The organism is Flavobacterium aquidurense (assembly GCF_001404985.1).
Classification (GTDB): domain Bacteria; phylum Bacteroidota; class Bacteroidia; order Flavobacteriales; family Flavobacteriaceae; genus Flavobacterium; species Flavobacterium aquidurense_B.
Genome location: NZ_JRLF01000014.1, coordinates 217,669 through 244,400 on the forward strand (window position 1 = coordinate 217,669; position 26,732 = coordinate 244,400).

Consider the following 26,732-nt stretch of genomic DNA (forward strand, 5'->3'; position numbering starts at 1 on the left):
ACAAAAAGCACATTAATCTATGTATTTATTCATTAATTAATATACTTTTCCATTTATATAACAGACAGTTAATAGGTAATCTTTCTATTTCGTTTATTTAAATAATAATGCCAAAGCAAATATGTCGCATAAGAGCGATACGGACTCCATTGTTGTGCATGAATTTCCATTTCGGATTTATCGTGAATATTAAGCAATTCTTTGATCGTATTTATAACTGCAATATCACCTAACGGAATTAAATCTGGTTCCTGAAGACAGAACATTAAGTAAATATCGATAGTCCAATTTCCAATTCCTTTTAATTTAATAAGTTCTTCTCTAACCTCTTTTGCTGATTTTGAAGCTAAACTTTCAATGTCAAGTTCTTTATTTAAAACAGCATCAGCCAGAATTTTAATATATTTTGTTTTCTGACGACTTACTCCAAGCTTTCTAAATTCTTCATCTGATAAAACCGACATGGTTTGTGGGGCACAAGTCGTATAAGTTTTGATTTTTAAGAAGGTGGCTTTCGCCGAATCTATCGAAACTTGCTGTTCAAGTATCAGTAATACTAAAGTTTCGAAACCTTGCGGACGTTTGGGGATTTGAGGCAATCCATACTTCTCGATGATTTCCTGAAATATTGGATTTTTAGTCGATAAAAAATCAATAGCTTCTTGCATAATTAGGAGTTTAGCTCTAATTACAAAAGTACATTATCTATTTTATTATTTTATCCTGATATATATTTACCATAAGGCAATTTATTTATAGAATATATAACCACAGTAGAAATTAATAGACAAATTAAAGTTACTAAAGGAATTGCAAATAAAGGATTTATAAAATCATAATCTATTTTAATTGCCCACATGAATCGTAAAATTAAAATGTGTACCAAGTAAATGCCATAACTGTATTTACTAATAAAATTACTGATTTTTAGCATTATCGGATTAGAGATTTCTAAATTCTTAAAAAAAAGAAAAAGGCCAACACAAACCATTAAAACATTTAAGGTATCGTAATCATAAAAATATCCCTCAAAATTATTGTTGTCGTGAGATAAAAAATAGGTTCCAAATATTGTAATACTGACTCCAATAAGGATTAGAAAGAGGGCAATCACATTCATTATGCTCTTGCTATAAGTAAAAGACTTAATTGACAAATAATATCCTAAAACTAAATATCCAATAAACCCCGAGAAATAGGTTAAATCGATATTAATTCTGAATCTGCATAATAATGGCTGATTGATAAATAAAGTAAAAATCCATATGGATATAAAATATAAGATTTCTTTTTCCGTAGCGTTTTGAATCCATTTACTTATGATAGGTACAAATAGATATATCCCAATAATCATATAAATATACCAGAGATGATAGGAACTGCCATTTAGTAATAGATGAATTACCCATTCGATAATTTCGAAAAAAGACATTTCATGACCTGCAGCAATATTATCATTTACTGCAAACATTGCATAAACAAAGCTCCAAAATAGGAAAGGTAAAACTATTCGTGAAAATCTTTTTTTAAGGAATTCGTTTAATTCATATGTTCTGCTTAACATCAATACTCCGGTTAGCATCACAAATACAGGTACACAAAAACGCGCTAAACTATCATAAACATTCCCTGTGGACCAAACAAAATTCGAGACATAACCATATTGATATAAAATCTCCGCTGTAACATGTACAAGAATTACACTAATCGTCGCTACAACCCTTAGATTAGTTGTCCAGCTCATTTTATTACCCACTTGGTTTTCACTCATAAAATATTATTGGTTAATTATAATTATGAAAGCGAAGAATCTAAATGATGTTTAGAAATAAAATCCAAAAGATCCTTTTACTGCAAATTTATTGGCATCCGGAGTATTTAAGTAACTGCCTCTCCAGGAGAAATCAATACGGAAAACTTTAAAGATATTTCCAATTCCGGCATTATATTCCCAATACACATTTTCTGGTGCATTATAAGGTTGATCTGATGCGTTTATTGCTCTATTTGCGTTTGAAATTGTTCCGTAAACTCCTTTTACACCAATGAATTCTCTCCAGTTTAGTTTTCTCATAAATGGAACTCTGGCAAATAATCTTCCGCCAAAATCATGATTCCATTGTAAAGTAGTATACTGATCTGTAATAAATTCGTAGAAGTTTAAGTTACTAAACGTATTCTCTATCGTAAAATAAGTCTGGTTACCCGGAATTACGCTCATTAATCCTAACGGAATTGTTCCAAAGGTTTTCCCGGTTTCAAGGATAATATTTGATCGCCCTAATGGTCCAATAATAATAGGCTGTTTGTAGAATAATTGTATTTTCTCGTAAGCAAAATCACTTTGCATAACTCCTTTAAGTCCATAACTAAAATTAACGAAGAAGTGGCTAAATGGGCTATCTACAAGATCTCTTTCTACTCCAAAACCAATCGTTTTACGTTTTGGCATAAGTTCAAACTGTACATTAGCTTCAAACTGTTTTACTGCACTTTGTATTACACCTGCAGGATTTACGGGCGTTGGCAAAGTCGTATAATAATCTAAACTAAAAGTTGGTGATGCCGATTCTAATGTTCTGTACGAAATACCGGCCTGAACAACAAAGTTTTTTATGGGCTCCATTTCTACAGAAACATTGCTCAAATTAATATTGGTTAGTTTTCCGTTACTTCCTGTTGTAAACAACGCCGAAGAAGCAAAACTTCGTCCTAAAATATCATTTGTTGTGGTTAAACTTGCACCAATTTGCTCGATATCACGCCTGTTCCCTCCGGAGATAATTACACGTTTTTTCTTGTCGACCATCCATTTTCCTGAAACTCCGTATTTGAATTTATTATCATCAAATCCGTAAGCAGTATAGGCTTGTACACGCCATGGATCATTTGGTCCAAAATAAGTTCTTCCTCCTACTCTTAACCTCAATCCTTCTACTTCATTATATCCAAATGTGGAAAAAATAGGACCGTAGTCGAAATTTTTAAATTCTACATAACCACTTCCTAAAATAGAAACTAAATTATAAAGTTGTTTAAATCGCTTGACTGTCTGCAAAGTATCCAGCATTTTATAAATACCTGCTTCATCTTTATTTAATTTCTCAAAACGATTTTCTTCCCAAAATTCTGCCGGTCGTTCATAAACAGCGTTGTCTATAAAATTGACTTCTTCTTTATAAAATTTCTCCGGTTTTTGAAGATTAAATTTATGGTTACGGTACAAAGTTGTTCTTTTACCATAAACACCCTTAGATTTTTCTTTTTTATTCAAAGCAAAATCAGACATCATATAATCGCGGGTCAATAGAAAAACAGAATCATTTTCTACTTCAAATTCCTGCTCTATATAAATATCTTTTACCCAGTTAATATTGGCGCTTTTAGTAACGCCCATATTAATTTTCTTAATCGCAAAAGTGGTGTCGTTTACCCAAAAATCTCCTTTAAAAGTTAATTCGTTTTTACGTCTTGGGTAAAATACAATATTATAGCACCATTTTTTATCGATGTACGCACTGTCTTTCAACACATAATTATAAACATCGATTCCGGTTTTTGACAGCGGACTTGTAAAGCTTTTATCAAAAAATGTAAGGTGATTGTCGTAGATATTATAATCTGAATAAAGATCCTTGACAAATGATAAAATCTGTTGATTTCCGTTGAAACCGGATGTTTTACTTCCGTTCAGATTTTCTTTTACTTTCTTTAATTTATTATCGCCATAAACATCATAAACAGATTCATTGATGAAGATTGGCAAATACGTTTTTCCGGTAACATCTGAAGTATCAACATGATTAAATACAAACTCCATTCCTTTAAAGAGTTTGTTTTTCATAAAAGCACTATCGATTGTGTTCATATCAAACTCAACTTTCTCGTACTTTTGCATTTGATATTGGTTAAATTGGTAAAGACCGTTTTTACGTTTTCTTTCCCAAATTTTTCTCAATATATCCAATGCCGGATTATTTTTCTTAGAAGTCTTTCCGGTAAAGATTACAACTTCATTAAGCGCTTCGGCTTCTCCCAGGATAATTTTAAAATCATAATTTACAGCCTTTTCCAATGGAACTTCCTTATCTGAAAATCCTGCAGATGTAACTAATAAAGCCGTATAGGTATTTGGTGATTCCAGATAAAAACGTCCGTCTTCATTAGACACTATTCCGGTATTCGAACCTTTAAAAACAACATTTGCGAAAGGTATTGGCTGATTAGATTTATCCAAAACAATTCCGCTCACTTTCGTTTGTGCAGTAGCAATATTTGCAAGCGCAAATACAAAAAATAGGCTGAGTAAAATTATTTTTTTCATAATCTGGCAAAAAAAAACTTCATCAATTAATATGACTGATGAAGTTTTATAAGTATCGTTTAATTTACTATTTGTACATTACTTTCTTTACTGCTTTTACTACATCAGCTGCATTTGGCAACCAGTCTTTTAGTAAAACAGGAGAGTAAGGTGCAGGTGTATCTGCAGTTGTAATACGTTGAATTGGCGCATCAAGAAAATCAAAAGCTTGTTCCTGAACGATATATGTAATTTCAGATGAAATACTGGCAAATGGCCATGCTTCTTCTAAAATCACTAAACGGTTTGTTTTTTTAACAGATTTCAGGATAGCATCTTTATCCATTGGACGAACTGTTCTTAAATCGATAATTTCACATGAAATACCTTCTTTTTCTAATTCATCAGCAGCAATAAAAGCTTCTTTGATAATTTTACCAAAAGAAACAATAGTTACATCTTTACCTTCACGTTTAACATCAGCAACTCCTAACGGAATCGTGTATTCTCCGTCCGGCACTTCACCTTTATCACCATACATTTGCTCAGATTCCATAAAAATTACAGGATCATTATCACGAATTGCAGATTTTAAAAGTCCTTTTGCATCATAAGGAGTCGAAGGCACAACAACTTTAAGACCAGGAGTATTTGCAAACCAGTTTTCTAAAGCTTGTGAGTGAGTAGCTCCTAATTGACCTGCAGAAGCAGTTGGTCCACGAAAAACGATAGGCACATTAAATTGTCCTCCTGTCATTTGACGCATTTTAGCAGCGTTATTTATAATTTGATCAATACCTACTAAACAGAAGTTGAAAGTCATGTACTCCACAATAGGACGACAACCGTTCATAGCTGATCCTACTGCAATTCCTGTAAAACCAAGTTCAGCAATTGGAGTATCAATTACTCTTTTTTCGCCAAACTCAGCAAGCATTCCTTTTGAAGCTTTATATGCTCCGTTGTATTCTGCAACTTCTTCGCCCATTAAATATATGGATTCATCGTGACGCATTTCTTCGCTCATCGCTTCGCAAATGGCCTCTCTAAATTGTATTGTTCTCATATTTATATTGTATGTTGAATTTTCTGAAGAGCAAAAATAAATATTTTAAATAACTTAAAAGCATAAATTAGATTTAAAATCACATGAACTTCCTCCTGCCTTGTGCTTTTAACTTTTTAAAAATTATTGTGATATTTACGAAATCGATATAATAGCAAGTTTTAATTATCAAAATGCTTATTTTACAAATTCAGCTCTTTTTGTTTAATTCTAAAATTAACAGAATTATCTCTCTAAACGAAACAATGGGCAAAGCAGTATAAATCAGCCTAAATTTAACAGTTGTCCAGACTCCCCAATTTGCAAAATTACTAAGAATCAGTACAAATGAATGAATTATTTATTTTAGTTTGCAACAAAAAGAGTTCTAAATTTCAGAATCTGCGAAATCGTAATAGTTTTTAAAAAATATTATGCGTGCATAGTATATTATTCCGATTTTAATTTCTAAATTTGTAAAAGCATATTATAAATATAAAATATATACTTATGAAAATATTAGTTTGCATCAGCCACGTGCCTGATACTACTTCAAAAATTAACTTCTCCAATGGTGACTCAGAATTCGATACCAACGGTGTACAATATGTAATTAATCCTAATGACGAGTTTGGTTTGACACGTGCTATCTGGTTTCAGGAACAACAAGGCGCTACTGTAACAGTAGTAAATGTTGGAGGCCCTGATACTGAACCAACTTTGCGTAAAGCATTGGCAATTGGTGCAAATGAAGCAATTCGTGTAAATGCTAACCCAACTGATGGTTTTTTTGTTGCAAAACAACTTGCTGAAGTAATTAAAAACGGAGGTTACGATTTGGTAATTGCAGGAAAAGAATCTCTTGATTATAATGGAGGAATGGTTCCCGGAATGATCGCAGGAATTACAGGGTCTAACTTTTTAAACTCTTGTACCTCTATTACTGTTGATGGTAATAATGTAAAAGCGGTTCGTGAAATTGATGGCGGAAAAGAAACTGTAAGCACTACTTTACCTTTAATAATTGGTGGTCAAAAAGGCCTTGTTGAAGAAAAAGATCTTCGTATCCCAAACATGAGAGGAATTATGACTGCAAGAACAAAAGCACTTACTATTCTTGAGCCAGTTGATGCTCCTGTAAATACAAAAGCAGTGAAATTTGAAAAACCAGCTCCTAAATCAGCAGTAAAATTAGTTTCTCCTGACAATTTAGATGAGTTAGTTAATTTATTACACAACGAAGCGAAAGTAATCTAGTAATCAGTTTTCAGTCGCAGTTTTCAGTTTAACACACTTGAAACCTGACCCGAGAGCTTCGCTCGAACAGGCGAAGCAAACTTTAAACTTTTAAACAAAAAAATATGTCAATATTAATATATGCAGAATCTGCAGAAGGAAAATTTAAAAAAGTTGCTTTTGAACTAGCTTCTTACGCTAAAAAAGTAGCTGAATCATTAGGGACAACGGTTACAGCTTTAACAGTAAACGTTAGCGATGTAAGCGAATTATCTAAATACGGAGTTGATAAAGTACTTAAAGTAACCAACGATAAATTAGCAGGTTTTACAGCTAAGGCTTACGCCGATGTTATCAAGCAAGCTGCTGAAAAAGAAGGAACAAAAGTAGTATTACTTTCTTCGACTACAGATAGTATTTATCTTTCATCATTAGTTGCAGTAGCTTTAAATGCTGGTTTCGCTTCTAACGTTGTTGGATTACCAGTTAGCACTTCTCCTTTTCAGGTAAAAAGAAATGCTTTCTCAAACAAAGCTTTCAACATTACTGAAATCAGTACAGATGTAAAAGTTCTTGGATTAGCTAAAAACTCTTACGGAATTTTTGAAAGTGCAGGATCTGCAACCGAAGAAGATTTTAATCCGTCAATTGGCGACAATGATTTTGGAGTAAAAGTAGAATCTGTTGAGAAAGTAAGCGGAAAAGTATCTATCGCGGATGCTGATATCGTAGTTTCTGGCGGACGTGGATTAAAAGGTCCGGAAAACTGGGGATTAGTTGAAGATCTAGCAGCGGTATTAGGTGCTGCAACAGCATGTTCTAAACCGGTTTCTGATTTAGGATGGAGACCTCACAGTGAACACGTTGGACAAACAGGAAAACCTGTTGCTACAAATTTATATATTGCAATAGGAATCTCTGGTGCAATTCAGCATATTGCGGGTATCAACTCATCAAAAGTAAAAGTGGTTATCAACAATGACCCTGAAGCTCCTTTCTTTAAAGTAGCAGATTACGGGGTGGTTGGGGATGCTTTTGAAATTGTTCCTAAATTAATTGAGAAATTAAAAGCTTTCAAAGCACAACATTCTTAATTTAAAAATCCTATAAAAATATAGCTGCCTAAAAACAAGATAATCGTATCTTTGTTTTAGGTGGCTTTTTTGTTCCATATTTTTTGATTAAAATTGCACCTTTATTTTCCAATCAAAAAAAGTATTAAAATGAGGCATTAATTGCCCTTTTTTACCCACATATATGAGTCTAGTAAAATTATCCATAAAAGGAATTTCATACAGTCAAACTCAAAATGGCGCTTATGCCTTAATTTTGAATGAAGTTGATGGCGAAAGAAAATTACCAATTGTTATTGGCGCTTTTGAAGCCCAGTCAATTGCTATTGCTTTAGAAAAAGAGATTAAACCTCCACGCCCGCTAACACACGATCTATTTAAAAACTTTGCAGAAAGATTTGATATTGTCGTAAAACAAGTGATTATTCACAAACTTGTTGACGGTGTTTTTTATTCCAGTTTAATTTGTGAAAGAGATAAAATCGAAGAAATTATTGATGCGAGAACTTCTGATGCAATTGCGTTAGCGCTACGCTTCAACGCTCCGATTTTTACTTATAAAAACATTTTAGACAAAGCAGGTATTTATTTAAAATCAAATACTGCCGAGACAGATCAGGGTTCTCAGGAAATTGATGATGTACTTTCTAATCCGGAAACTTTTGGCCATGAAGAAGAAAGCAATCAATCCGGTGATGTGTATGCCAAACATAGTTTACAGGAACTGAATGAGCTTTTAGATCAGGCTGTTTCTCAGGAAGATTATGAAAAAGCAGCTAAAATCAGAGACGAAATCTCAAAAAGATAATTTTAAGGCTATAGGCATTAGGCTACAAGCTTAAACGCAAAATACAAAACACAAGCTTAAAGCAATCATGAAGCAATATTTAGATTTAGTACAACATGTTTTAGAAAACGGTTGTCAAAAAGGAGATAGAACAGGAACAGGAACCAAAAGTGTTTTTGGCTACCAAATGCGTTTTGATTTAAGCGAAGGTTTCCCAATGGTGACCACCAAAAAATTACACTTAAAATCTATTATTTACGAATTGCTTTGGTTCTTAAAAGGAGACACAAACATAAAATATCTTCAGGAAAACGGAGTAAAAATCTGGGATGCTTGGGCAGATTCTAATGGAGATTTAGGACCTGTTTACGGACATCAATGGCGTAATTGGAATAGCGAAGAAATTGATCAGATCTCTGAATTGATTACAGAACTAAAAACGAACCCAAACAGCCGAAGAATGTTAGTTTCGGCTTGGAATCCATCGGTTTTACCGGATACAAAAAAGTCATTTGAAGAAAATGTAGCCAATAATAAAGCTGCTTTACCTCCATGTCATGCCTTTTTTCAGTTTTATGTAAGTAGTCCTGATCCTGAAAAAGGAGAAACAAAAGGAAAATTATCCTGCCAATTGTATCAACGAAGCGCTGATATATTTTTAGGAGTTCCGTTTAATATTGCTTCTTACGCATTATTAACAATGATGATTGCTCAGGTTTGCGAATTAGAATACGGCGAATTCATCCACACATTTGGAGACGCACATATTTACAACAATCATTTTGAACAATTAGAATTGCAATTAACACGTGCCCCTAAGCCATTACCAAAAATGATCTTAAATCCGGAGATCAAAAATATTTTTGATTTTGACTATAATGATTTCACACTTGTTGATTATGAACCTCATGCGGGAATAAAAGGAAGTGTTGCTGTATAAATTATAAAAAAATCCGCTTAATGAATTAAGCGGATTTTTTTATAGTTTCAGTTACACAACCAATACACTATTTTCACTTCCGGCAAAATCATTCCATTTATATGAATCTGCCTCCGGATCATTAACATAACTTCCATCAATTACGTATTTAAACTCGTAAATTGCATCTTTAACCAAGTCATAAGTAGCTTTAAAAGTACCGTTTTTTAACTTACTCAAAGTTCCTTCTTCAATATTCCAGTTGTTAAAATCACCAACAACCGCCGCCGAACTTGCGTCTTTAGCATCTATAGAGAATGTTACTTTACAAACCGGCTTTGTTTTAATAAATTGTTTCTTTAAAGACATAACTATTTAGTTTTTAGATTTATAGACTAAATTACAGAAATTCACATGAACTTTTGATATCTTCACATCCGATTTGTGATTATATCAAAAACGATTTATGTTTTTAGCTATATCAATAAATAAAACCCCTTAAAATTTTGAATTTAAAACTCCATGCTTATTTTAGACGAAATATTCGAGAATCTAAATAGGGTGATTACAAAATAAATTTTAACTTTATAACCTCATTTAAATCTTATGGAAAAAGAAGTGCACGAACAATACGAATATGCCCGAAGAAGACTTAGACAAAAAAAAATCCTGTATTTTCATTTTGTACTTTTTCTGCTAGGAAGTCTATTTATATTTATTGCCAATAGATTTTTTGGTTTTGGGGCTAATACAGAACAGAATTGGTGTATTTGGGCTATCACAATATGGTTCTTTATCTTTATTTTGCATTTTATAAAGGTATATATCACAGACAGGTTCATGAACAAAAAATGGGAAAGAGAACAAATTGACCGACTTGTTGCTTTGCAGCAAAAAAGAATTAGTCAATTAGAATCCAGATTAAATGAGGATACTGAAAATAAAATTTAGTTTTAGAATACCATGATTATAATGATAGCGGCTGTTGCCGAAAACAACGCACTTGGAAAAGACAATGAATTGGTTTGGCATTTACCAAATGATTTTAAGAGATTCAAATCGCTTACAACAAATCACCACATCATTATGGGAAGAAAAACTTTTGAAAGCTTTCCAAAACCACTTCCTAACAGAGTTCACGTAGTAATAACACGTCAGAAAGATTACAATCCGGAAGGCTGTATTGTAGTTGACAGTATTGAAAATGCAATTGCTGCATGTCCTGAAAATGAAGATTCATACATTATTGGCGGAGGCGAAATTTATAATCTCGCTTTACCTTATACCGATATTATAGAAATTACAAAAGTGCATCACACTTTTGAAGCTGATACTTTTTTTCCTAAAGTTAATAGTAATGAATGGCAACTTGTAGAATCTGAGGAAAATTTTAAAGATGATAAGCATCTTTATGATTACACTTACGAGACATACATCAGGAAATAAAAAAACATCCTCTTGTGAAGGATGTTTTTTAAAAAACGATTGACTTTTAGATCTGACTTATTCCAGAAATAGTTTTGGTAAAAAAAATCACAAATGTTAAAAACATTTGAATAACTGAATAACATTTAATAAATGTTAATTGAGAACGAATCTCAAAAACGCCTTTAATAACAAATACCACTAAGATATTAAAGGCAAGAAAATTAAAATTTCCAAAAACAAATTTAATCCTAAGAACGTATTTCACACTTTAAAATAGTATTGGCCCCAAGAACAATACTTTCAAAACTACTTCAGAACAAATGAAATTACCAGTGCAAAAAAGCATTCATTTGATTTAGTCTATTATTCCATCAATCATTAAAACTTTTCTTTTAACTGAAGCAAAGTTGGCTATAAAATCAGCATCCCACAATACCCACTTTCAGTGATTTTTTAATGATACCTACTTCTGGTGATAGCCAAAAAATAAAAAACTAATAAACAATTCTGAACCTTTGCCTAAAACATTTATTTACAAATTAAAAAACTCAATTACAGTTAAGTCAGATTGTATTATATTTGCGTAAATAAAAAAAATGTCTGAAAAAATAACCCCATATAAAGACTCTTCTTTAGGTAAAAAAGAGCAAGTTGCCCAAATGTTTGATAACATCTCTGGGAACTATGACAATTTAAATCGTGTAATTTCATTTGGAATTGATATTAAGTGGCGAAAAAAAGTACTAAAAATTGTTTCAGATAAAAAGCCGAAAATCATTCTTGATATTGCAACAGGAACTGGTGACTTAGCCATTTTAATGGCACAGACTAATGCTGAAAAAATAATTGGCCTGGATATTTCTGCAGGAATGCTTGAAGTTGGAAAAAAGAAAGTTGAAGAAAAAAAATTAGCAAATACTATTGATTTAGTTCTTGGAGACTCAGAAAACATTCCTTTTGGCGACAACTATTTTGATGCCATAACAGTTGGTTTTGGAGTTAGAAATTTCGAGAATTTAGAAAAAGGATTTGCTGAAATTTTAAGAGTCCTAAAACCAAACGGAGTTTTTGTTATCCTGGAAACATCTGTACCGGATAAAACACCTTATAAACAAGGCTATAAATTTTACAGCAAAAACATACTTCCAATCATCGGGAAATTGTTTTCTAAAGACAATTCTGCTTATGGATATTTGTCTGAATCTGCTGCTGTTTTTCCTTACGGAGAAGCCCTGAACAATATTTTGAGAAAAATTGGGTTTATAGATGTTGTGGCTATGCCTCAAACTTTTGGTGTCGCAACAATTTATTCTGCATCTAAAAAATAGTATGAAAAAAACTGTAGTCTTAATTTTATTGGTCTTAACGACAACGCAAGGATATTCTCAATTTGCTAAAAGCATGTTTAGTAAGGATCCAATCATAAATCTTGAAAACTGGCAAAAACAGCGCCTGTATTTTGGATATTATCTGGGATTTAATAGTTTCGATTTTAAATTTGATTATAAAAATCCTGCTCAGGATATTCAGGTAAAAAAGACTACTGGTTTTAATGTTGGTGTTGTTGCCGATTTAAGATTACAGGAATATATTAATTTGCGTTTTGAACCAGGTCTATATTATACAAAACGCGATTTGTATTATCCAAACCTAGCTTTAGAAAAAGATTATTTAAGAGAAGTAAACAGTACTTATATTCATTTTCCATTATTACTAAAATTCTCTTCTTTACGTACCGGGAACATTCGTCCGTATTTAGTTGGAGGAATGTCTACTACATTAAATTTATCCAGTAATTCGAAATCAAAAGATGATAATTTTGAGGGCAAATTCAGAGTAAAACAATGGACTGCGGCTTACGAGCTTGGTTTTGGAATTGATATTTTCTCTGAATACTTCATATTTTCTCCTTCTATTCGAGGTATGTTTGGTATTACTGATGAATTAATTCGAGACAATCCGGCAAATGGACCAAGCCCGTGGACAGGAAATATTGATTCGATGAAATCCAGGGCGATTTTAATAAATTTTACTTTTCATTAAAACAAAATCCTAACTATTTCGTTTAAACTCACTAAGAATAATTGCGGTTGCAGTAGCTACGTTTAAACTTTCAGTTTTTTGCAGCTCTCCAAACCTTGGAATTGTGAGTCGGCTTGTAACCATTTTTTCAATTTCTAATGAAATCCCGTTGGCCTCGTTACCCATAATAATGATGCCGTTTTGAGGTAAATTAGATTGATAAATGTTATCTCCGTCCATAAAAGTTCCAAAAACCGGAAGATTAGTTTCTGCAATAAAACTTTTCAAATCAACATAATTCACATTTACCCTTGCAATCGACCCCATTGTCGCCTGCACTACTTTTGGATTATAAATATCGACAGTTTCTTTTGAGCAAATAATTTGCTTGATTCCAAACCAGTCACAAAGACGTAAAATCGTTCCTAAATTTCCAGGATCGCGAATATCGTCTAAAGCTAAAATCAAACCCGAATTGATGATTTTATTTTCGGACGGGATTTTAAAAACCGCCAAACATGAATTTGGAGTTGATAAGGCACTTATTTTTTTAAGTTCCTGCTCATTAATAAGCGTACGTTTTGAAGAATGAACTTCTTCAAAATCATTTAGAGTCGTGTATAAATGCTCTAATTCAAAATTGGATAACAACAATTCCTGAATTACTTTTACTCCTTCGGCAAAAAATAATTGATTTGCAAAACGTTGCTTTTTTTGATGTAAACCTGAGATAAGTTTTATTTGGTTTTTACTAACCATAAAATAATGTACTTTTGAATTAAATATTTAAGAACACTTGAAAAAGAATTCCACAAAAATAACAGCATTTATTCTAATAGCAATATTTATTTGCGGTTGTAATGCTGTAAAAAGAGTTCCTGATGGAAAAAACCTTCTTGTTAAAAACAATATTCTGGTAAACGGAAAGCAAACCAATGATGAAATAGCATCTAATCAAATGTATCAAAAACCAAATGGTACTTTGTTAGGATATCGTTTACGCTTAAATTTATACAATTTGGCCAATTTAAATCCAGATTCTACTTATCAGGCAAAATTTAAAAATCATCCGGGTTTATATGAGCGACAAGCAAAAATTTTATCTGCAAAACAAGTAGACCGACTTGGGCAGTCTTTTATAAATAAAGGAATTAATGAGTTCTTAAAAAACACAGGCGAACCTCCTGTAATTATTGATACGGCAAAAACAAAAAAATCTCTTTTACGTTTAAAGTTTTACTATTTTAATAATGGTTATTTTAATGTTGCAACAGATTACAGTATTGATAGTGTTGCGAGAAAAAAAGCCAAAATAAATTATCTTATTACAACTGGTCCTGCCTATACTCTTGACACTATAAAAACTAATATCATGACTCCGGCTTTGGATTCATTATACAAAAACAATAATGAACCATCATTTTTAAAAACCGGCAAACAATATAAGACAGCTGATTTTGAAGAGGAAAAAAACCGTCTTACCACATATTTTAGAAACCATGGCGCTTACTTTTTTCAGCCTACTTATGTTACTTTTGATATTGATACTATAGGTAAAAAGAACAAAGCTGATGTTACGCTGATTGTAAACAACAACAATATTCAGGAAAGAGACTCAAGCAGAACTGAGCCTTTTAAATTGTATAAAATAAGCGATGTAAACATCTACACGGATTATTCTCCTGCAAATGCAAAAGCAAAAATTGCAGATAGTACAACTTACAACAACTTTAATCTATACAGTTATAAAAAGCTAAAATACAAACCAAGAGCTATTACTGATGCTATCTTTATCAATAAAGGGAGCACTTTTTCTGACACGAGAACGACTCTTTCTTCCCGATATTTAAACAATCTGAAAATCTTTAATTATCCTTCGATTCAATATGAAGTTGATAAACGCGATTCTACAGCGCAATCATTGATTGCAAATGTTTATTTAACGCCAAGAAAAAAATATAGTTTTGGAGCTACTTTTGACGTAACACATTCTAACATTCAGGATTTTGGAATTGGAGCCAGTATATCTGAAACCATCAGAAACGTATTTAACAGGGCTGAAACTCTGGAGATTTCTACGCGTTTAAACATTGGGTCCTCAAAAGATATGGCCAATCCTAATGATAATTTCTTTAACGTGTCAGAATATGGTATCGATTTAAAACTGAATTTTCCAAGAATCTTATTGCCTTTTGGAACAGAAAAAATTATTCCAAAGAGAATGATTCCTTCCACCAGTATCTCAGGTGGTTTCTCTAAGCAAAGAAATATTGGTCTGGACAAAGAGAATTTTACCGGCGGAATCTCTTATAACTGGTCGCCTAAACGAAATAACACAGCAAAATTAGAATTACTAAATGCTCAATTTGTTCGAAATTTAAATCCAAATAATTACTTTAAAGTTTACACTTCTTCTTATAATGAGTTAAATGGCATTGCAAGCACTTATAATACTGATACAGAAAATCTTGATGCAAATAAAAATTTAAAAATTCCAGACGGAACTGCTAATTTTACAAATCAGGTATTAACGAATCAAACTGCTTTGCAACCGGGAGATCCTGATTATAAAGATGTAGAAAGTATCGAAGAAAGAAGAGTTCGTCTGACCGAAAATGACTTTATTTTAGCAACAAGTTATACTTTTACCAAAACAACTAAAAAAGATCTTGCTGATAATACTTTTTATCAGTTTAAAACCAAAATAGAATCTGCAGGTACCTTATTATCTGCTGTTTCGAGTATAGCAAATCTTCCAAAAAATGCAAACGGTAACTACGATATATTTAACTTAGAATATTCTGAATATATAAAAACCGAATTTGATTATATCAAACACTGGGATTTTGGAAAAGAAAAAGTATTGGCTGTAAGAAGCTTTTTTGGTATCGCAATTCCGTTTGGTAATTCAAATTACATTCCGTTTTCACGAAGCTACTATTCAGGAGGTTCAAATGATAACCGCGGATGGCAGCCTTATGCTTTAGGACCGGGAAGCACGAACGCAGTAAACGATTTTAACGAGGCAAATATGAAAATTGCCATGAGTGCCGAGTTTCGTTTTAAAATATTTGGAGATGTCAAGGGAGCGATCTTTGGAGACGCCGGAAATATCTGGAATGTGCTCGATAATGTGATTGATGACAAGGCAAAATTTAACAACTTAAACGATTTAGCTGAAATTGCTTTGGGTACAGGATTTGGTTTACGTTACGATTTAAGCTTTTTTGTTATTCGTTTAGATTTAGGCTTTAAGACTTATAATCCGGCGCATGAGAAGGGAGACCGCTGGTTCAAAGAATACAATTTTGGCCATTCGGTTTTAAATTTTGGGATAAATTATCCTTTCTAATGCTAATTAATTCTTATTTTTGCAACCTAAAAACTAAAAACAACTATAAAAAAAATTACAATGGCACACAATATTAAACCGGGAGTAGCTACAGGAGATCAAGTACAGGAGATTTTTAATTATGCGAAAGAAAAAGGTTTTGCTTTACCAGCTGTAAACGTTACAGGGTCTAGTACAATCAATGGAGTTCTTGAAACTGCGGCAAAACTAAACGCGCCAGTTATCATTCAATTTTCAAACGGAGGAGCACAATTTAACGCTGGAAAAGGATTATCTAACGCTAACGAGAAATCAGCAATCGCTGGTGGAATCGCCGGAGCAAAACACATTCATACTTTAGCAGAAGCTTATGGTGCGACTGTAATTTTACATACTGACCACTGCGCAAAAAAATTATTGCCTTGGATTGATGGTTTATTAGACGCTTCTGAAAAACATTTTGCAGAAACAGGAAAACCATTATTCAGTTCTCATATGATCGATTTGTCTGAGGAGCCAATCGAAGAAAATATCGAGATCTGTAAAGAATATTTAGCCCGAATGAGCAAAATGGGAATGACATTAGAAATCGAACTTGGTATTACAGGTGGTGAAGAAGATGGTGTTGACAACTCTGATGTTGATAGCTCAAAATTATATACTCAGCCGGAAGAAGTAGCTTATGCTTACGAAGAATTATCTAAAGTAAGTCCTAAATTTACAATTGCAGCTGCTTTTGGTAACGTTCACGGGGTTTACAAACCAGGAAACGTAAAATTAACTCCAAAAATCTTAAAAAATTCTCAGGATTTCGTTCAAAACAAATTCAATACAGGTGCTAACCCTGTAGATTTCGTTTTTCACGGAGGTTCAGGTTCTACACTTGAAGAAATCAGAGAAGCTATTGGATACGGAGTTATCAAAATGAATATTGATACAGATTTACAATTTGCATATACTGAAGGAATTCGTGATTATATGGTTAAAAACATTGACTATTTAAAAACTCAAATTGGTAACCCAGAGGGTTCTGATGTTCCTAACAAAAAATATTATGACCCAAGAAAATGGGTACGTGAAAGCGAAGTGACATTCAATACAAGACTTGAGCAAGCTTTTGCAGACTTGAATAACGTAAATACACTATAATAAATAAAGTGATCAGTAACAGTTTTCAGTTTTCAGCCTGCAAGTGCTGAAAACTAAAAACTGATTATTAAAAACTGAACACTGGAACTGATTACTGAACACTGAAAACTAAACAAATGGCTTGGTTTAAAAGACAAGAAAAAGGGATTACGACTGCGACCGAAGATAAAATGGACGTTCCGAAAGGATTGTGGTACAAATCTCCTACTGGAAAAATTATTGATGCTGACGAATTAGCGAGAAACTTATTTGTTAGCCCTGAAGATGATTTTCACGTTCGAATTGGAAGCGCAACCTATTTTGAAATTTTATTCGACAATAATGAATTTGTTGAATTAGATAAAAACATGACATCAAAAGATCCTTTGCATTTTGTTGATACAAAAAAATATGCAGAAAGATTAAAAGATGTAATGGAGAAAACCCACCTTAAAGACGCTGTGCGTACTGGAGTGGGAAAATCTAAAGGAAAAGAACTTGTAATTTGTTGTATGGATTTTGCCTTTATTGGTGGATCTATGGGAGCTGTTGTTGGAGAAAAAATTGCCAGAGGTATTGATCACGCGATCAAAAACAAATTGCCTTTTGTAATGATTTCTAAATCTGGTGGAGCTCGTATGATGGAAGCTGCTTATTCATTAATGCAATTAGCAAAAACATCTGTGAAATTAGCTCAATTGGCCGAAGCAAAATTACCTTATATTTCGCTTTGTACTGATCCAACTACCGGAGGAACAACTGCATCATATGCCATGTTAGGAGATATTAATATTTCTGAGCCTGGAGCTTTGATTGGTTTTGCAGGTCCTCGTGTTGTTCGAGATACTACAGGAAAAGATTTACCAGAAGGTTTTCAAACTGCAGAGTTCTTATTAGAACACGGTTTCTTAGACTTTATCACGCCTAGAAAAGAATTGAAAGACAAGATTAACTTGTACATCGATTTGATTCAAAACAATACACTTAGATAGTTTTAAACTGCTAAAACATATAAAATCCCATTCGCCTCGGCTGATGGGATTTTTTTATTCTATAAACATGTCATTCCTATGTTGCTACCAATACTTAATTCCTACGGAATATTTCCTGATTTACAATTTCAATCCTAACTAATAAATACTTGTCTGAAAAATTGTATTTTTGTTTTTTACACATCAACAAAATAATAGTATTGTACCCAAGCAAACTACTTTAAAATGTATCAAACATAAACTGATCTGTTTTTTACCAAAACCTATTTTCTTTAAAGTAATATAAATATCTTTGAATTATGAGCACAGCAACAAAACCAAATCATATAGGGCGAAAAATTAGCCGTATTCGTGAACTTAGAGACATGAAACAAGAAGCCTTGGCGCAAGCTTTAGGAACAAATCAGCAAACTGTATCTGCAATAGAAAATAGCGAAACGATAGAAGATGAAAAACTTACAGAAATTGCAAAAGCCCTTGGAGTAAGTGTTGAAGCTATAAAAAACTTTACCGAAGAAAATATGATTAATTATTTCAATACATTTTATGATAATAGTGTTGCTAATGGAATAAATAATCCTGTTAATTGCTCTTTCAACCCATTAGATAAAATAATTGAACTTTATGAGCGTATGCTTCTGGCAGAAAAAGAAAAAGTTGAGTTTCTGGAAAAATTATTAAAAGACAGATAAGAGCTTCAAAAAGCATATTGAGCACAACAAAAAATCCCAAGAAATAAATCTTGGGATTTTTTATTATAATAGATTTTCTTAAAAAAGTATGATCTAAAATTATTTGGCTAAAGCCTAAATCTTTATCTATAATTAGATCTCCAGCTAAAGCTGAAGGCTATTCAAAAGAATCAATTTCATATTCAACGGAATAAATTCAGCCTCTACAATATAAATTCTTTCTCCGGAACTTATACAAACTAAAAACCTCTCCCCTTTGCAACTTTAAACTCTTTTACAAAACCTTTGAACCTTTGCAACTCTGAGCCTTTGAACCTTTTTCAAAACCTTCAAAAAAAACCTACATCCCTGTTCTTATCGCTTCAACAGGATCTAATTTTGCTGCTGAAATTGCAGGAAGAATTCCGGAAATCACCCCAACAAGAATTGATAATCCTGCCCCGATAACTACATTCCAAAAACTCAAAACAAATTCAAAATCTAATAAATTGGTCAAAAGAACAGACATTAGAAAAACAATCAATAAACCAATTATTCCACCAATTAAACAAAGTATAACAGCTTCAAACAAAAACTGAAATAATATAAATCTATTCTTTGCTCCTAATGATTTCTGAATTCCAATTAAGTTGGTACGTTCTTTCACAGAAACAAACATGATATTTGCAACTCCAAAACCGCCAACAAGAAAAGAGAAGAAACTTATAAAAATCCCTCCAAATCTTAGACTTCCTAAAATTCCGTCAACAAAATCAGTAAAACCAGAAAGTACATTTATAAAAAAGTTGTCCATCTCGCCTGCTTTCATTCCACGAATTGCTCTTAGTTTTTGAGCGACTTCAGCTTTATAAGCATCCATATCTACCCCTTTAATCGGTTTTAAAACAATAACCGGAGTCATCGAATCGCTGTCGCCATACATACGGCGTAAAAAATTAGTTGGCAAATAAACAGAGGTGTCATTACTATCACCAAAAAAACCTGCTCCTTGTTTTGCTATTACGCCAATAACGGTAAAACGCTGACCGTATAAACGGATATTCTTCCCAATGGGATCACTTGTTCCAAAAAGTCCTTCGGCAATATCATATCCTAAAACAATAACCGGACTCCCGGAATTTGATTCAGATTCATTATAAAACCTTCCTTTATCAAAACTTAAACCCTCTATATCTACCATTTCGTTAGACGAAGGAACTATATTAACATCACTTACGGTTTTTGAATCATATTTTAAAGTCTCATGATTTACAAAAAGCTGATAGGCTACCTGATCTGTATTATTAAGTGAATTTTTCAGATTGACGTATTCATCATATTTTACGTTAGGAAACTGCTCTCTCTTCCATTGTGGAATTTCAGAAGGCCCAAAACAATATTTCATTAAATAAATCGTATTTTTATCCAGGCTGCTTAAATCTTTCGAAATCTTTCGATCTAAAGAATCTACTGCTGCCAATACGGCAATAATCGAAAAAATACCAATCGTAACACCTAACAATGACAATAAGGTACGTAATTTATTATTTCGTAAAGCGTTTATGGCAAAGCGAAAGCTTTCTTTTAATAACCTTAGATAAAGCAGCATATTTATGTATTATTCGTTAAAGTAAAATTCAATAAATTAAAATCAAAAACCTAATAAAAGTTAACTTACTCATCAGTAGATTTTTTTAGCATAATGTTACATTAATTTTCTTTAAAATAATATTTAAAAAAACTACTTTTGCAGTCTGAAAATCATAACTACACAATGAGCACAACTAAAACAATACAATCAGCATTAATATCTGTTTTTTCGAAAGATGGACTAGAGCCAATCGTTAGAAAATTACACGAACAAAACGTAACACTTTATTCGACTGGAGGAACAGAAGATTTTATAAAAAACCTGGGAATTCCTGTAGTTCCTGTTGAAGATATTACTTCGTTTCCTGAAATTCTTGGCGGAAGAGTAAAAACTTTACATCCTAAAATTTTTGGCGGAATCCTGAACCGTCAGGATAACGAAAGTGACGTTCAGCAAATGAAGGAATTTGATATTCCGCAGATTGATTTGGTAATTGTTGATTTATATCCTTTTGAAAAAACTGTTGCTTCTGGTGCAAGCGAACAAGATATTATTGAAAAAATTGACATTGGCGGAATTTCATTAATCCGTGCAGGTGCAAAAAATTTCAAAGACACTGTAATTGTAGCTTCAGTAAATGAGTACAGCTTGTTGCTGGATTTGATTACAGAGCAAAACGGAGCAACAACACTTGAAAACAGAAGATTGCTTGCAACAAAAGCATTTCATGTTTCCTCTCATTATGATGGTGCGATTTTTAATTATTTTAATACTGACGAAACTATTTACAAAGAAAGTATTGCAGATGGACAGGTTTTAAGATATGGTGAAAACCCGCATCAAAAAGGTTTCTTTTTTGGAGATTTTGATGCAATGTTCAAAAAAGTACACGGAAAAGAATTGTCTTATAATAATTTATTGGATGTTGATGCGGCAGTAAACTTAATCAATGAGTTTAAAACTGACGGACCAACTTTTGCAATTTTAAAACATAATAATGCTTGTGGTTTAGCTTCAAGAAAAACAATCAGCGAAGCTTATTTAGCGGCACTGGCTTGTGATCCAACATCTGCTTTTGGCGGAGTTTTGATCGCAAATACTAAAATTGATCTTGCTACAGCTCAGGAAATCAACAAATTATTTTGTGAAGTTGTAATCGCTCCAAGTTATGATGATGATGCGATTGCCGTTTTACAAGAAAAGAAAAACAGAATTATATTAGTTCAAAATGAAGTTGAATTACCTTCAAGACAAGTAAGAACATGTCTTAATGGTTTGTTAATTCAGGACAGAAATAATATTACAGATACTAAAGAGCATTTAAAAACCGTTACTACTACAGAACCTACTGCTCAGGAAATAGAAGACTTGATCTTTGCTTCTAAAATATGCAAAAACACAAAATCGAATACAATTGTGTTTGCTAAAAACGGAACTTTAATTTCTTCAGGTACTGGCCAGACATCAAGAGTTGACGCCTTGGTACAAGCTGTGGATAAAGCAAAAGCTTTTGGCTTTGATTTAACAGGTGCTTCTATGGCGAGTGATGCATTTTTCCCATTTCCGGATTGTGTAGAATTAGCTAAAAAAGCAGGAATAACAGCTGTAATTCAGCCGGGAGGTTCAATAAAAGACGAATTAAGCATAAATTATTGCAACGAAAATAATCTTGCAATGGTATTTACAGGAACACGTCATTTTAAACATTAATTTGTTTAACTTTGTTCAAAATAATTTATAACATTTTAAACCCCTAAAAAACTTATGGGATTTTTTGATTTCATGACCGAGGATATTGCGATAGACCTTGGTACCGCAAACACTTTAATCATACATAATGATAAAGTTGTTATTGATAGTCCGTCGATCGTTGCACGTGATAGAATATCAGGCAAAATCATTGCTGTTGGTAAGGAAGCCAATATGATGCAGGGTAAAACGCATGAAAACATCAAGACCATAAGGCCTTTGAAAGATGGTGTAATTGCAGATTTTGATGCTTCAGAAAAGATGATCAATATGTTCATCAAAAGTATTCCGGCATTGAAAAAAAGAATGTTTACTCCAGCTTTAAGAATGGTAGTATGTATTCCTTCTGGTATTACTGAGGTGGAGATGAGAGCTGTAAAAGAGTCTTGTGAAAGAGTAAACGGAAAAGAAGTTTACCTTATTCATGAGCCAATGGCAGCAGCAATTGGTATTGGTATCGATATTATGCAGCCTAAAGGAAACATGATTGTTGATATTGGTGGTGGTACTACAGAAATTGCAGTTATTGCATTAGGTGGTATTGTATGTGACAAATCTGTAAAAATTGCAGGTGACGTTTTTACAAATGATATCGTTTATTACATGCGTACACAACACAACCTTTTTGTTGGAGAAAGTACTGCTGAAAAAATAAAAATTCAAATTGGAGCCGCAATCGAAGATTTAGACGGACCTCCTGAAGATATGTCTGTTCAAGGTAGAGATTTACTTACCGGTAAACCAAAACAAGTTGATGTTTCTTACCGTGAAATTGCAAAAGCATTAGACAAATCGATTCAACGTATTGAAGATGCTGTAATGGAAACATTATCTCAGACCCCTCCTGAATTAGCAGCAGATATTTACAACACTGGTATTTATTTAGCCGGTGGTGGATCTATGTTAAGAGGTCTTGACAAACGTATCTCTCAAAAAACAGATCTACCAGTTTATATCGCTGAAGATCCGTTAAGAGCAGTAGTTCGTGGAACTGGTATGGCTCTTAAAAACATTGCAAAATTTAAAAGCATCTTAATCAAATAAGATTCAAAAAAATAATAAAAATACCTTCTAAGAGTCCGATTAATTGAATCTGACTCTTAGAAAATTTGAAACTTAATAGCATATCCTGAAACAAAATAACCGAACAAGAAATGCAGCAAATTTTTAATTTTATTATAAGAAACAGTAATCGATTGCTGTTTTTGCTGCTTTTAGGTATTTCGTTGGCACTCACAATTCAATCTCATTCCTATCATAAAAGCAGAGTAATCAGTTCCGCTAATTTTTTAAGCGGAGGTGTTTATGAAAAAATTAATCGTGTAAATGAATATTTGAATTTAAGAACCGAAAACGACGAACTGGTACTTGAAAACGCAAGATTAAAAAGTCTTTTATTCAATAAGGAAGACACCACAAAAGTACCTTTGGCCGATAGCATAAAAGGAGTAAAACCTGCTGACATTATTGTTTCAAAAGTAATTCACAACTCATACAATACACACGAAAATTATATCACTTTAAATTCCGGATCAAACGACGGAGTTAAACCTGATATGGGTGTAATTAACAGTTTAGGGATTATTGGTATTGTAGATAATACTTCGCCAAGATATTCTACTGTAGTGAGTATTTTGAATATGAAATCACAAATCAATGCTAAGATTAAAAAATCAAACCACTTTGGGTCTTTAACCTGGGATGGTAAAAGCACTGGATTTGTTCAATTAGTTGATGTTCCCAGACTGGCTTCGATCAGAAAAGGAGATACTATCGTAACTGGTGGTCAATCAGTAATTTTTCCTGAAGGAATTAATATTGGAACGGTTGATAAAATATACATTCAGGACAAAACAAGCTTCTATGTCATTAACGTTAAATTATTCAATGACATGACTAATCTTGGACATGTTTACATTATTAAAAGTAAAGACAGAGAAGAACTTATTAATTTAGAAAAAAAGGGAAAAGATGAATAGCGCATTGTTAGTCAATATCTTTCGATTTATTATGTTACTGGCAATTCAGGTTGTTATTTTCAACAATATGAATTTTCTGGGATACATAAGCCCTTTTCCATATATTCTATATATAATTCTTTATCCTGTAAACAGTAATAGATCAGGTCTGATTATTTCAAGTTTCTTACTTGGATTAACGATGGATACATTTTGCAATTCTGGCGGAATCCATGCTACTGCTTGTGTTATTCTGGCTTATTACAGACCTTATATTTTTAAATTCTCATTTGGACTGAGTTATGAATATCAAACCATTAAGTTAAATGATTCATTAACTCCCGAGCGATTCTCATTTATTTTAGTATCGGTTGTACTGCATCATATTGTATTATTTGTACTGGAAGCTTTTCAGTTTAAATTTATTGCAGATATATTACTCCGAACTTTATTTAGCTCCATTTTTACAATAATTACTTCAATTATAATAATTTACCTTATTAAGCCCAATAAACGATGAGAAAAGTTCTGCTGCCCTCTTTAATTATCATTGCAGCATCTTTGCTAGTGATCAGGGTATTCTATTTGCAAATTGTAGATGATTCTTTTAAATTAAAATCAGAAAACAATGCAATAAAGAAACAGTATGACTATCCTGAAAGGGGTTATATTTATGACAGATACGGAAAACTATTGGTTGCCAATCAGGCTTCTTACGATATCATGGTTATCCCGAGAGAAATCAAAGAAAATCTTAATATTGGCGAATTCTGTACTTTATTAAATATTACAAGAGAGGATTACGATAAAAGAATTGCAAAGGCTAAAGTATATAGTCCCAGACTACCATCTGTATTTTTATCTCAATTAAACAAAAACGAATTCGCTGCTTTTCAGGAAAAAATCAGAAAATATGAAGGGTTTTATTTTCAAAAGCGTTCACTTCGTGATTACGAAGTAGATTATGGCGCGAATATTTTTGGTTTTATTACACAGGTAAACGAAAGGCTAATTTCAAAAAACCCTTATTATAACAGTGGAGATTTAATTGGAATGCAAGGTGTAGAACAGAGCTATGAAGAAGTTCTACGCGGAATAAAAGGTGTAAAATACATTCAGAAAGACAAATACAACAGAGAAATTGGTTCTTATAAAGATGGTAGATATGACACTATTGCCGTTGCCGGAGAAGATATTAACTTAACTATTGATGCTGAACTTCAAAAATATGGTGAAGAATTAATGATCAATAAAAGAGGTGGTATTGTTGCTATCGAACCTAAGTCTGGTGAAATATTAGCACTAGTTACCGCTCCTTCTTACGACCCTGGAATTTTGGTTGGAAGACAAAGATCTAAAAATTACACACTTTTATATCACGATTCTATAGCAAAACCACTTTATGACAGAGGACTTTTAGCAGAATATCCTCCTGGCTCTCCGTTTAAAATCTTAACGGGATTAGTTGCATTACAAGAAGGTGTTATCAATGAACAAACTACCTTTATGTGTCATCACGGATTTAGCTATGGTAGAGGTCGTTTTATGAAATGTCACGGATTTGGTCCGCATCAGTTACACAACGGGATCTACAATTCATGTAACACTTATTTTGCACAGGCTTATATGCTAACTATCAACAAATATGGAAATCCGGGTAAAGCTGTTGATGTTTGGAGTGATCACGTAAAAAGTTTTGGATTAGGTCAGTTTATGGGTTACGATTTACCAACAGGTAAAAAAGGAAATATACCTACATCTAAAACATATAAAAAGATTTATCCTAACGGCGGCTGGAGAAGTACAACAATCGTATCTAATGCTATTGGTCAGGGAGAGGTTCTAATGACACCAATTCAATTAGCGAATATGATGGCAACAGTTGCCAATCAGGGATATTATTATACACCTCACATCATTAAAAAGATTGAAGGAAAAAAAATTGATGCTAAATTCACAACCAAGCACGTTACCACGGTTGATCAAAAATATTTCCCGCCTGTTATCAGCGGTTTATTTGATGTTTACAACAAAGGAACAGCTTATGCTCTTAGAGTAAATGGTATCGATATTTGCGGAAAAACGGGTACAGCAGAAAACTTTGCCAAAATTAACGGGAAAAGAACACAGCTTAAGGATCACTCCATTTTCGTAGCCTTTGCTCCTAAAGATAATCCGAAAATTGCAATTGCAATTATGATTGAAAACGGAGGTTTTGGTGCAACAGTCGCAGGTCCTATCGCAAGTTTAATGATAGAGAAATACCTGAGAAGGAAAATTACAAGAAATGATTTAGAAATAAGGGTTTTAAACAAAAGCCTTGCAGGTGAATATGCAAAATTAGGCGGAATGACAGAAGCAAACGCAATAGAATCTACTCCAAAAGATTCTATTTTAAAAGCCAAAATAGTTGTCCCAAAACCAGCAGCAGTTACCCCTAAAACAGAAGTAAAAAAAATAGCATCAGACACTACTAAAAAGAACTAACAAAGATTATTT

The 26,732-nt window shown here is 32.8% G+C and carries 24 protein-coding genes; 17 read left to right on the plus strand and 7 right to left on the minus strand.

The features are described from left to right. Positions 1-68: 68 nt before the first annotated feature. The 4 genes from RC62_RS16440 to RC62_RS16455 form a co-directional block, all read right to left on the minus strand. Positions 69-668, minus strand: coding sequence for a DNA-3-methyladenine glycosylase family protein (locus RC62_RS16440; RefSeq protein ID WP_055097160.1), 600 nt, complete (start codon positions 666-668; stop codon positions 69-71). 50 nt (positions 669-718) lie between these two features. Further along, complete coding sequence (locus RC62_RS16445) at positions 719-1,771, minus strand: acyltransferase (protein WP_055097163.1); 1,053 nt, start codon at positions 1,769-1,771, stop codon at positions 719-721. 51 nt (positions 1,772-1,822) lie between these two features. Then, positions 1,823-4,324 (minus strand): DUF5686 family protein, encoded by a 2,502-nt coding sequence (locus RC62_RS16450; protein ID WP_055097165.1) that lies wholly within the window; start codon positions 4,322-4,324, stop codon positions 1,823-1,825. Positions 4,325-4,391: 67 nt separating this feature from the next. After that, the gene (locus tag RC62_RS16455) at positions 4,392-5,369 is read right to left on the minus strand and encodes a pyruvate dehydrogenase complex E1 component subunit beta (protein ID WP_055097167.1); all 978 of its coding nucleotides are present in this window, start codon (positions 5,367-5,369) and stop codon (positions 4,392-4,394) included. A gap of 489 nt (positions 5,370-5,858) precedes the next feature. On the opposite strand from RC62_RS16455, the gene RC62_RS16460 reads away from it, so the two are divergent. From RC62_RS16460 to RC62_RS16475, 4 genes are all read left to right on the plus strand, one after another. After that, positions 5,859-6,605: an electron transfer flavoprotein subunit beta/FixA family protein gene (locus RC62_RS16460; RefSeq protein ID WP_055097169.1), complete on the plus strand. Its 747-nt coding sequence runs from the start codon at positions 5,859-5,861 to the stop codon at positions 6,603-6,605. Positions 6,606-6,709: 104 nt separating this feature from the next. Beyond that, on the plus strand, positions 6,710-7,678 hold the full coding sequence (locus tag RC62_RS16465; RefSeq protein ID WP_055097172.1) for an electron transfer flavoprotein subunit alpha/FixB family protein: 969 nt from the start codon (positions 6,710-6,712) through the stop codon (positions 7,676-7,678). A gap of 163 nt (positions 7,679-7,841) precedes the next feature. Next, positions 7,842-8,465 carry a bifunctional nuclease family protein gene (locus RC62_RS16470; protein ID WP_042566126.1) on the plus strand — a complete coding sequence of 208 codons (624 nt, stop codon included), beginning with the start codon at positions 7,842-7,844 and terminating at the stop codon, positions 8,463-8,465. 67 nt (positions 8,466-8,532) lie between these two features. Next, complete coding sequence (locus RC62_RS16475; RefSeq protein WP_055097174.1) at positions 8,533-9,384, plus strand: thymidylate synthase; 852 nt, start codon at positions 8,533-8,535, stop codon at positions 9,382-9,384. A gap of 51 nt (positions 9,385-9,435) precedes the next feature. Here RC62_RS16475 and RC62_RS16480 read toward each other — a convergent pair whose 3' ends face one another. Beyond that, on the minus strand, positions 9,436-9,732 hold the full coding sequence (locus RC62_RS16480; protein ID WP_055097176.1) for an isoamylase early set domain-containing protein: 297 nt from the start codon (positions 9,730-9,732) through the stop codon (positions 9,436-9,438). Between the two features lie 237 nt (positions 9,733-9,969). Between RC62_RS16480 and RC62_RS16485 the strand changes: the two genes are divergently transcribed. The 4 genes from RC62_RS16485 to RC62_RS16505 all read left to right on the plus strand — a co-directional run bounded on the left by RC62_RS16485 (position 9,970) and on the right by RC62_RS16505 (position 12,834). Beyond that, the gene (locus RC62_RS16485; RefSeq protein WP_055097178.1) at positions 9,970-10,314 is read left to right on the plus strand and encodes a 2TM domain-containing protein; all 345 of its coding nucleotides are present in this window, start codon (positions 9,970-9,972) and stop codon (positions 10,312-10,314) included. A 12-nt stretch (positions 10,315-10,326) separates the two neighbouring features. Continuing rightward, complete coding sequence (locus RC62_RS16490; protein ID WP_055097180.1) at positions 10,327-10,809, plus strand: dihydrofolate reductase; 483 nt, start codon at positions 10,327-10,329, stop codon at positions 10,807-10,809. Positions 10,810-11,387: 578 nt separating this feature from the next. Continuing rightward, the gene (gene ubiE / locus RC62_RS16500) at positions 11,388-12,119 is read left to right on the plus strand and encodes a bifunctional demethylmenaquinone methyltransferase/2-methoxy-6-polyprenyl-1,4-benzoquinol methylase UbiE (RefSeq protein WP_055097184.1); all 732 of its coding nucleotides are present in this window, start codon (positions 11,388-11,390) and stop codon (positions 12,117-12,119) included. Position 12,120: 1 nt separating this feature from the next. After that, on the plus strand, positions 12,121-12,834 hold the full coding sequence (locus tag RC62_RS16505) for a porin family protein (protein WP_055097187.1): 714 nt from the start codon (positions 12,121-12,123) through the stop codon (positions 12,832-12,834). A gap of 9 nt (positions 12,835-12,843) precedes the next feature. On the opposite strand, the gene RC62_RS16510 is transcribed toward RC62_RS16505, so the two are convergent. After that, on the minus strand, positions 12,844-13,572 hold the full coding sequence (locus RC62_RS16510; RefSeq protein WP_055097189.1) for a TrmH family RNA methyltransferase: 729 nt from the start codon (positions 13,570-13,572) through the stop codon (positions 12,844-12,846). Between the two features lie 37 nt (positions 13,573-13,609). Here RC62_RS16510 and RC62_RS16515 point away from each other — a divergent pair, with 37 nt between their 5' ends. The 4 genes from RC62_RS16515 (at position 13,610) to RC62_RS16530 (ending at position 18,956) form a co-directional block, all read left to right on the plus strand. After that, positions 13,610-16,165 (plus strand): BamA/TamA family outer membrane protein, encoded by a 2,556-nt coding sequence (locus RC62_RS16515; RefSeq protein ID WP_082421309.1) that lies wholly within the window; start codon positions 13,610-13,612, stop codon positions 16,163-16,165. Positions 16,166-16,225: 60 nt separating this feature from the next. Beyond that, entirely contained in the window at positions 16,226-17,293 is a 1,068-nt protein-coding gene (gene fbaA, locus RC62_RS16520) for a class II fructose-bisphosphate aldolase (protein ID WP_055097190.1), read from the plus strand. A gap of 116 nt (positions 17,294-17,409) precedes the next feature. Next, positions 17,410-18,264 (plus strand): acetyl-CoA carboxylase, carboxyltransferase subunit beta, encoded by an 855-nt coding sequence (gene accD / locus RC62_RS16525; RefSeq protein ID WP_055097193.1) that lies wholly within the window; start codon positions 17,410-17,412, stop codon positions 18,262-18,264. Positions 18,265-18,563: 299 nt separating this feature from the next. Beyond that, a complete protein-coding gene (locus RC62_RS16530; protein ID WP_055097196.1) occupies positions 18,564-18,956 on the plus strand; it encodes a helix-turn-helix domain-containing protein in 393 nt (130 codons plus the stop codon). Positions 18,957-19,296: 340 nt separating this feature from the next. Here RC62_RS16530 and RC62_RS16535 read toward each other — a convergent pair whose 3' ends face one another. After that, a complete protein-coding gene (locus RC62_RS16535) occupies positions 19,297-20,544 on the minus strand; it encodes an ABC transporter permease (RefSeq protein WP_055097198.1) in 1,248 nt (415 codons plus the stop codon). Positions 20,545-20,709: 165 nt separating this feature from the next. Between RC62_RS16535 and purH the strand changes: the two genes are divergently transcribed. From purH to mrdA, 5 genes are all read left to right on the plus strand, one after another. Further along, positions 20,710-22,236 carry a bifunctional phosphoribosylaminoimidazolecarboxamide formyltransferase/IMP cyclohydrolase gene (gene purH / locus RC62_RS16540; RefSeq protein ID WP_055097200.1) on the plus strand — a complete coding sequence of 509 codons (1,527 nt, stop codon included), beginning with the start codon at positions 20,710-20,712 and terminating at the stop codon, positions 22,234-22,236. 54 nt (positions 22,237-22,290) lie between these two features. Beyond that, positions 22,291-23,319: a rod shape-determining protein gene (locus tag RC62_RS16545; protein WP_007804822.1), complete on the plus strand. Its 1,029-nt coding sequence runs from the start codon at positions 22,291-22,293 to the stop codon at positions 23,317-23,319. Positions 23,320-23,429: 110 nt separating this feature from the next. Beyond that, positions 23,430-24,254 (plus strand): rod shape-determining protein MreC, encoded by an 825-nt coding sequence (gene mreC / locus RC62_RS16550; RefSeq protein WP_055097203.1) that lies wholly within the window; start codon positions 23,430-23,432, stop codon positions 24,252-24,254. After that, positions 24,247-24,753, plus strand: coding sequence for a hypothetical protein (locus RC62_RS16555; protein WP_055097205.1), 507 nt, complete (start codon positions 24,247-24,249; stop codon positions 24,751-24,753). The genes mreC and RC62_RS16555 overlap by 8 nt, the downstream gene beginning before the upstream one ends. Next, on the plus strand, positions 24,750-26,720 hold the full coding sequence (gene mrdA / locus RC62_RS16560; protein ID WP_055097207.1) for a penicillin-binding protein 2: 1,971 nt from the start codon (positions 24,750-24,752) through the stop codon (positions 26,718-26,720). The genes RC62_RS16555 and mrdA overlap by 4 nt, the downstream gene beginning before the upstream one ends. Positions 26,721-26,732: the final 12 nt, after the last annotated feature.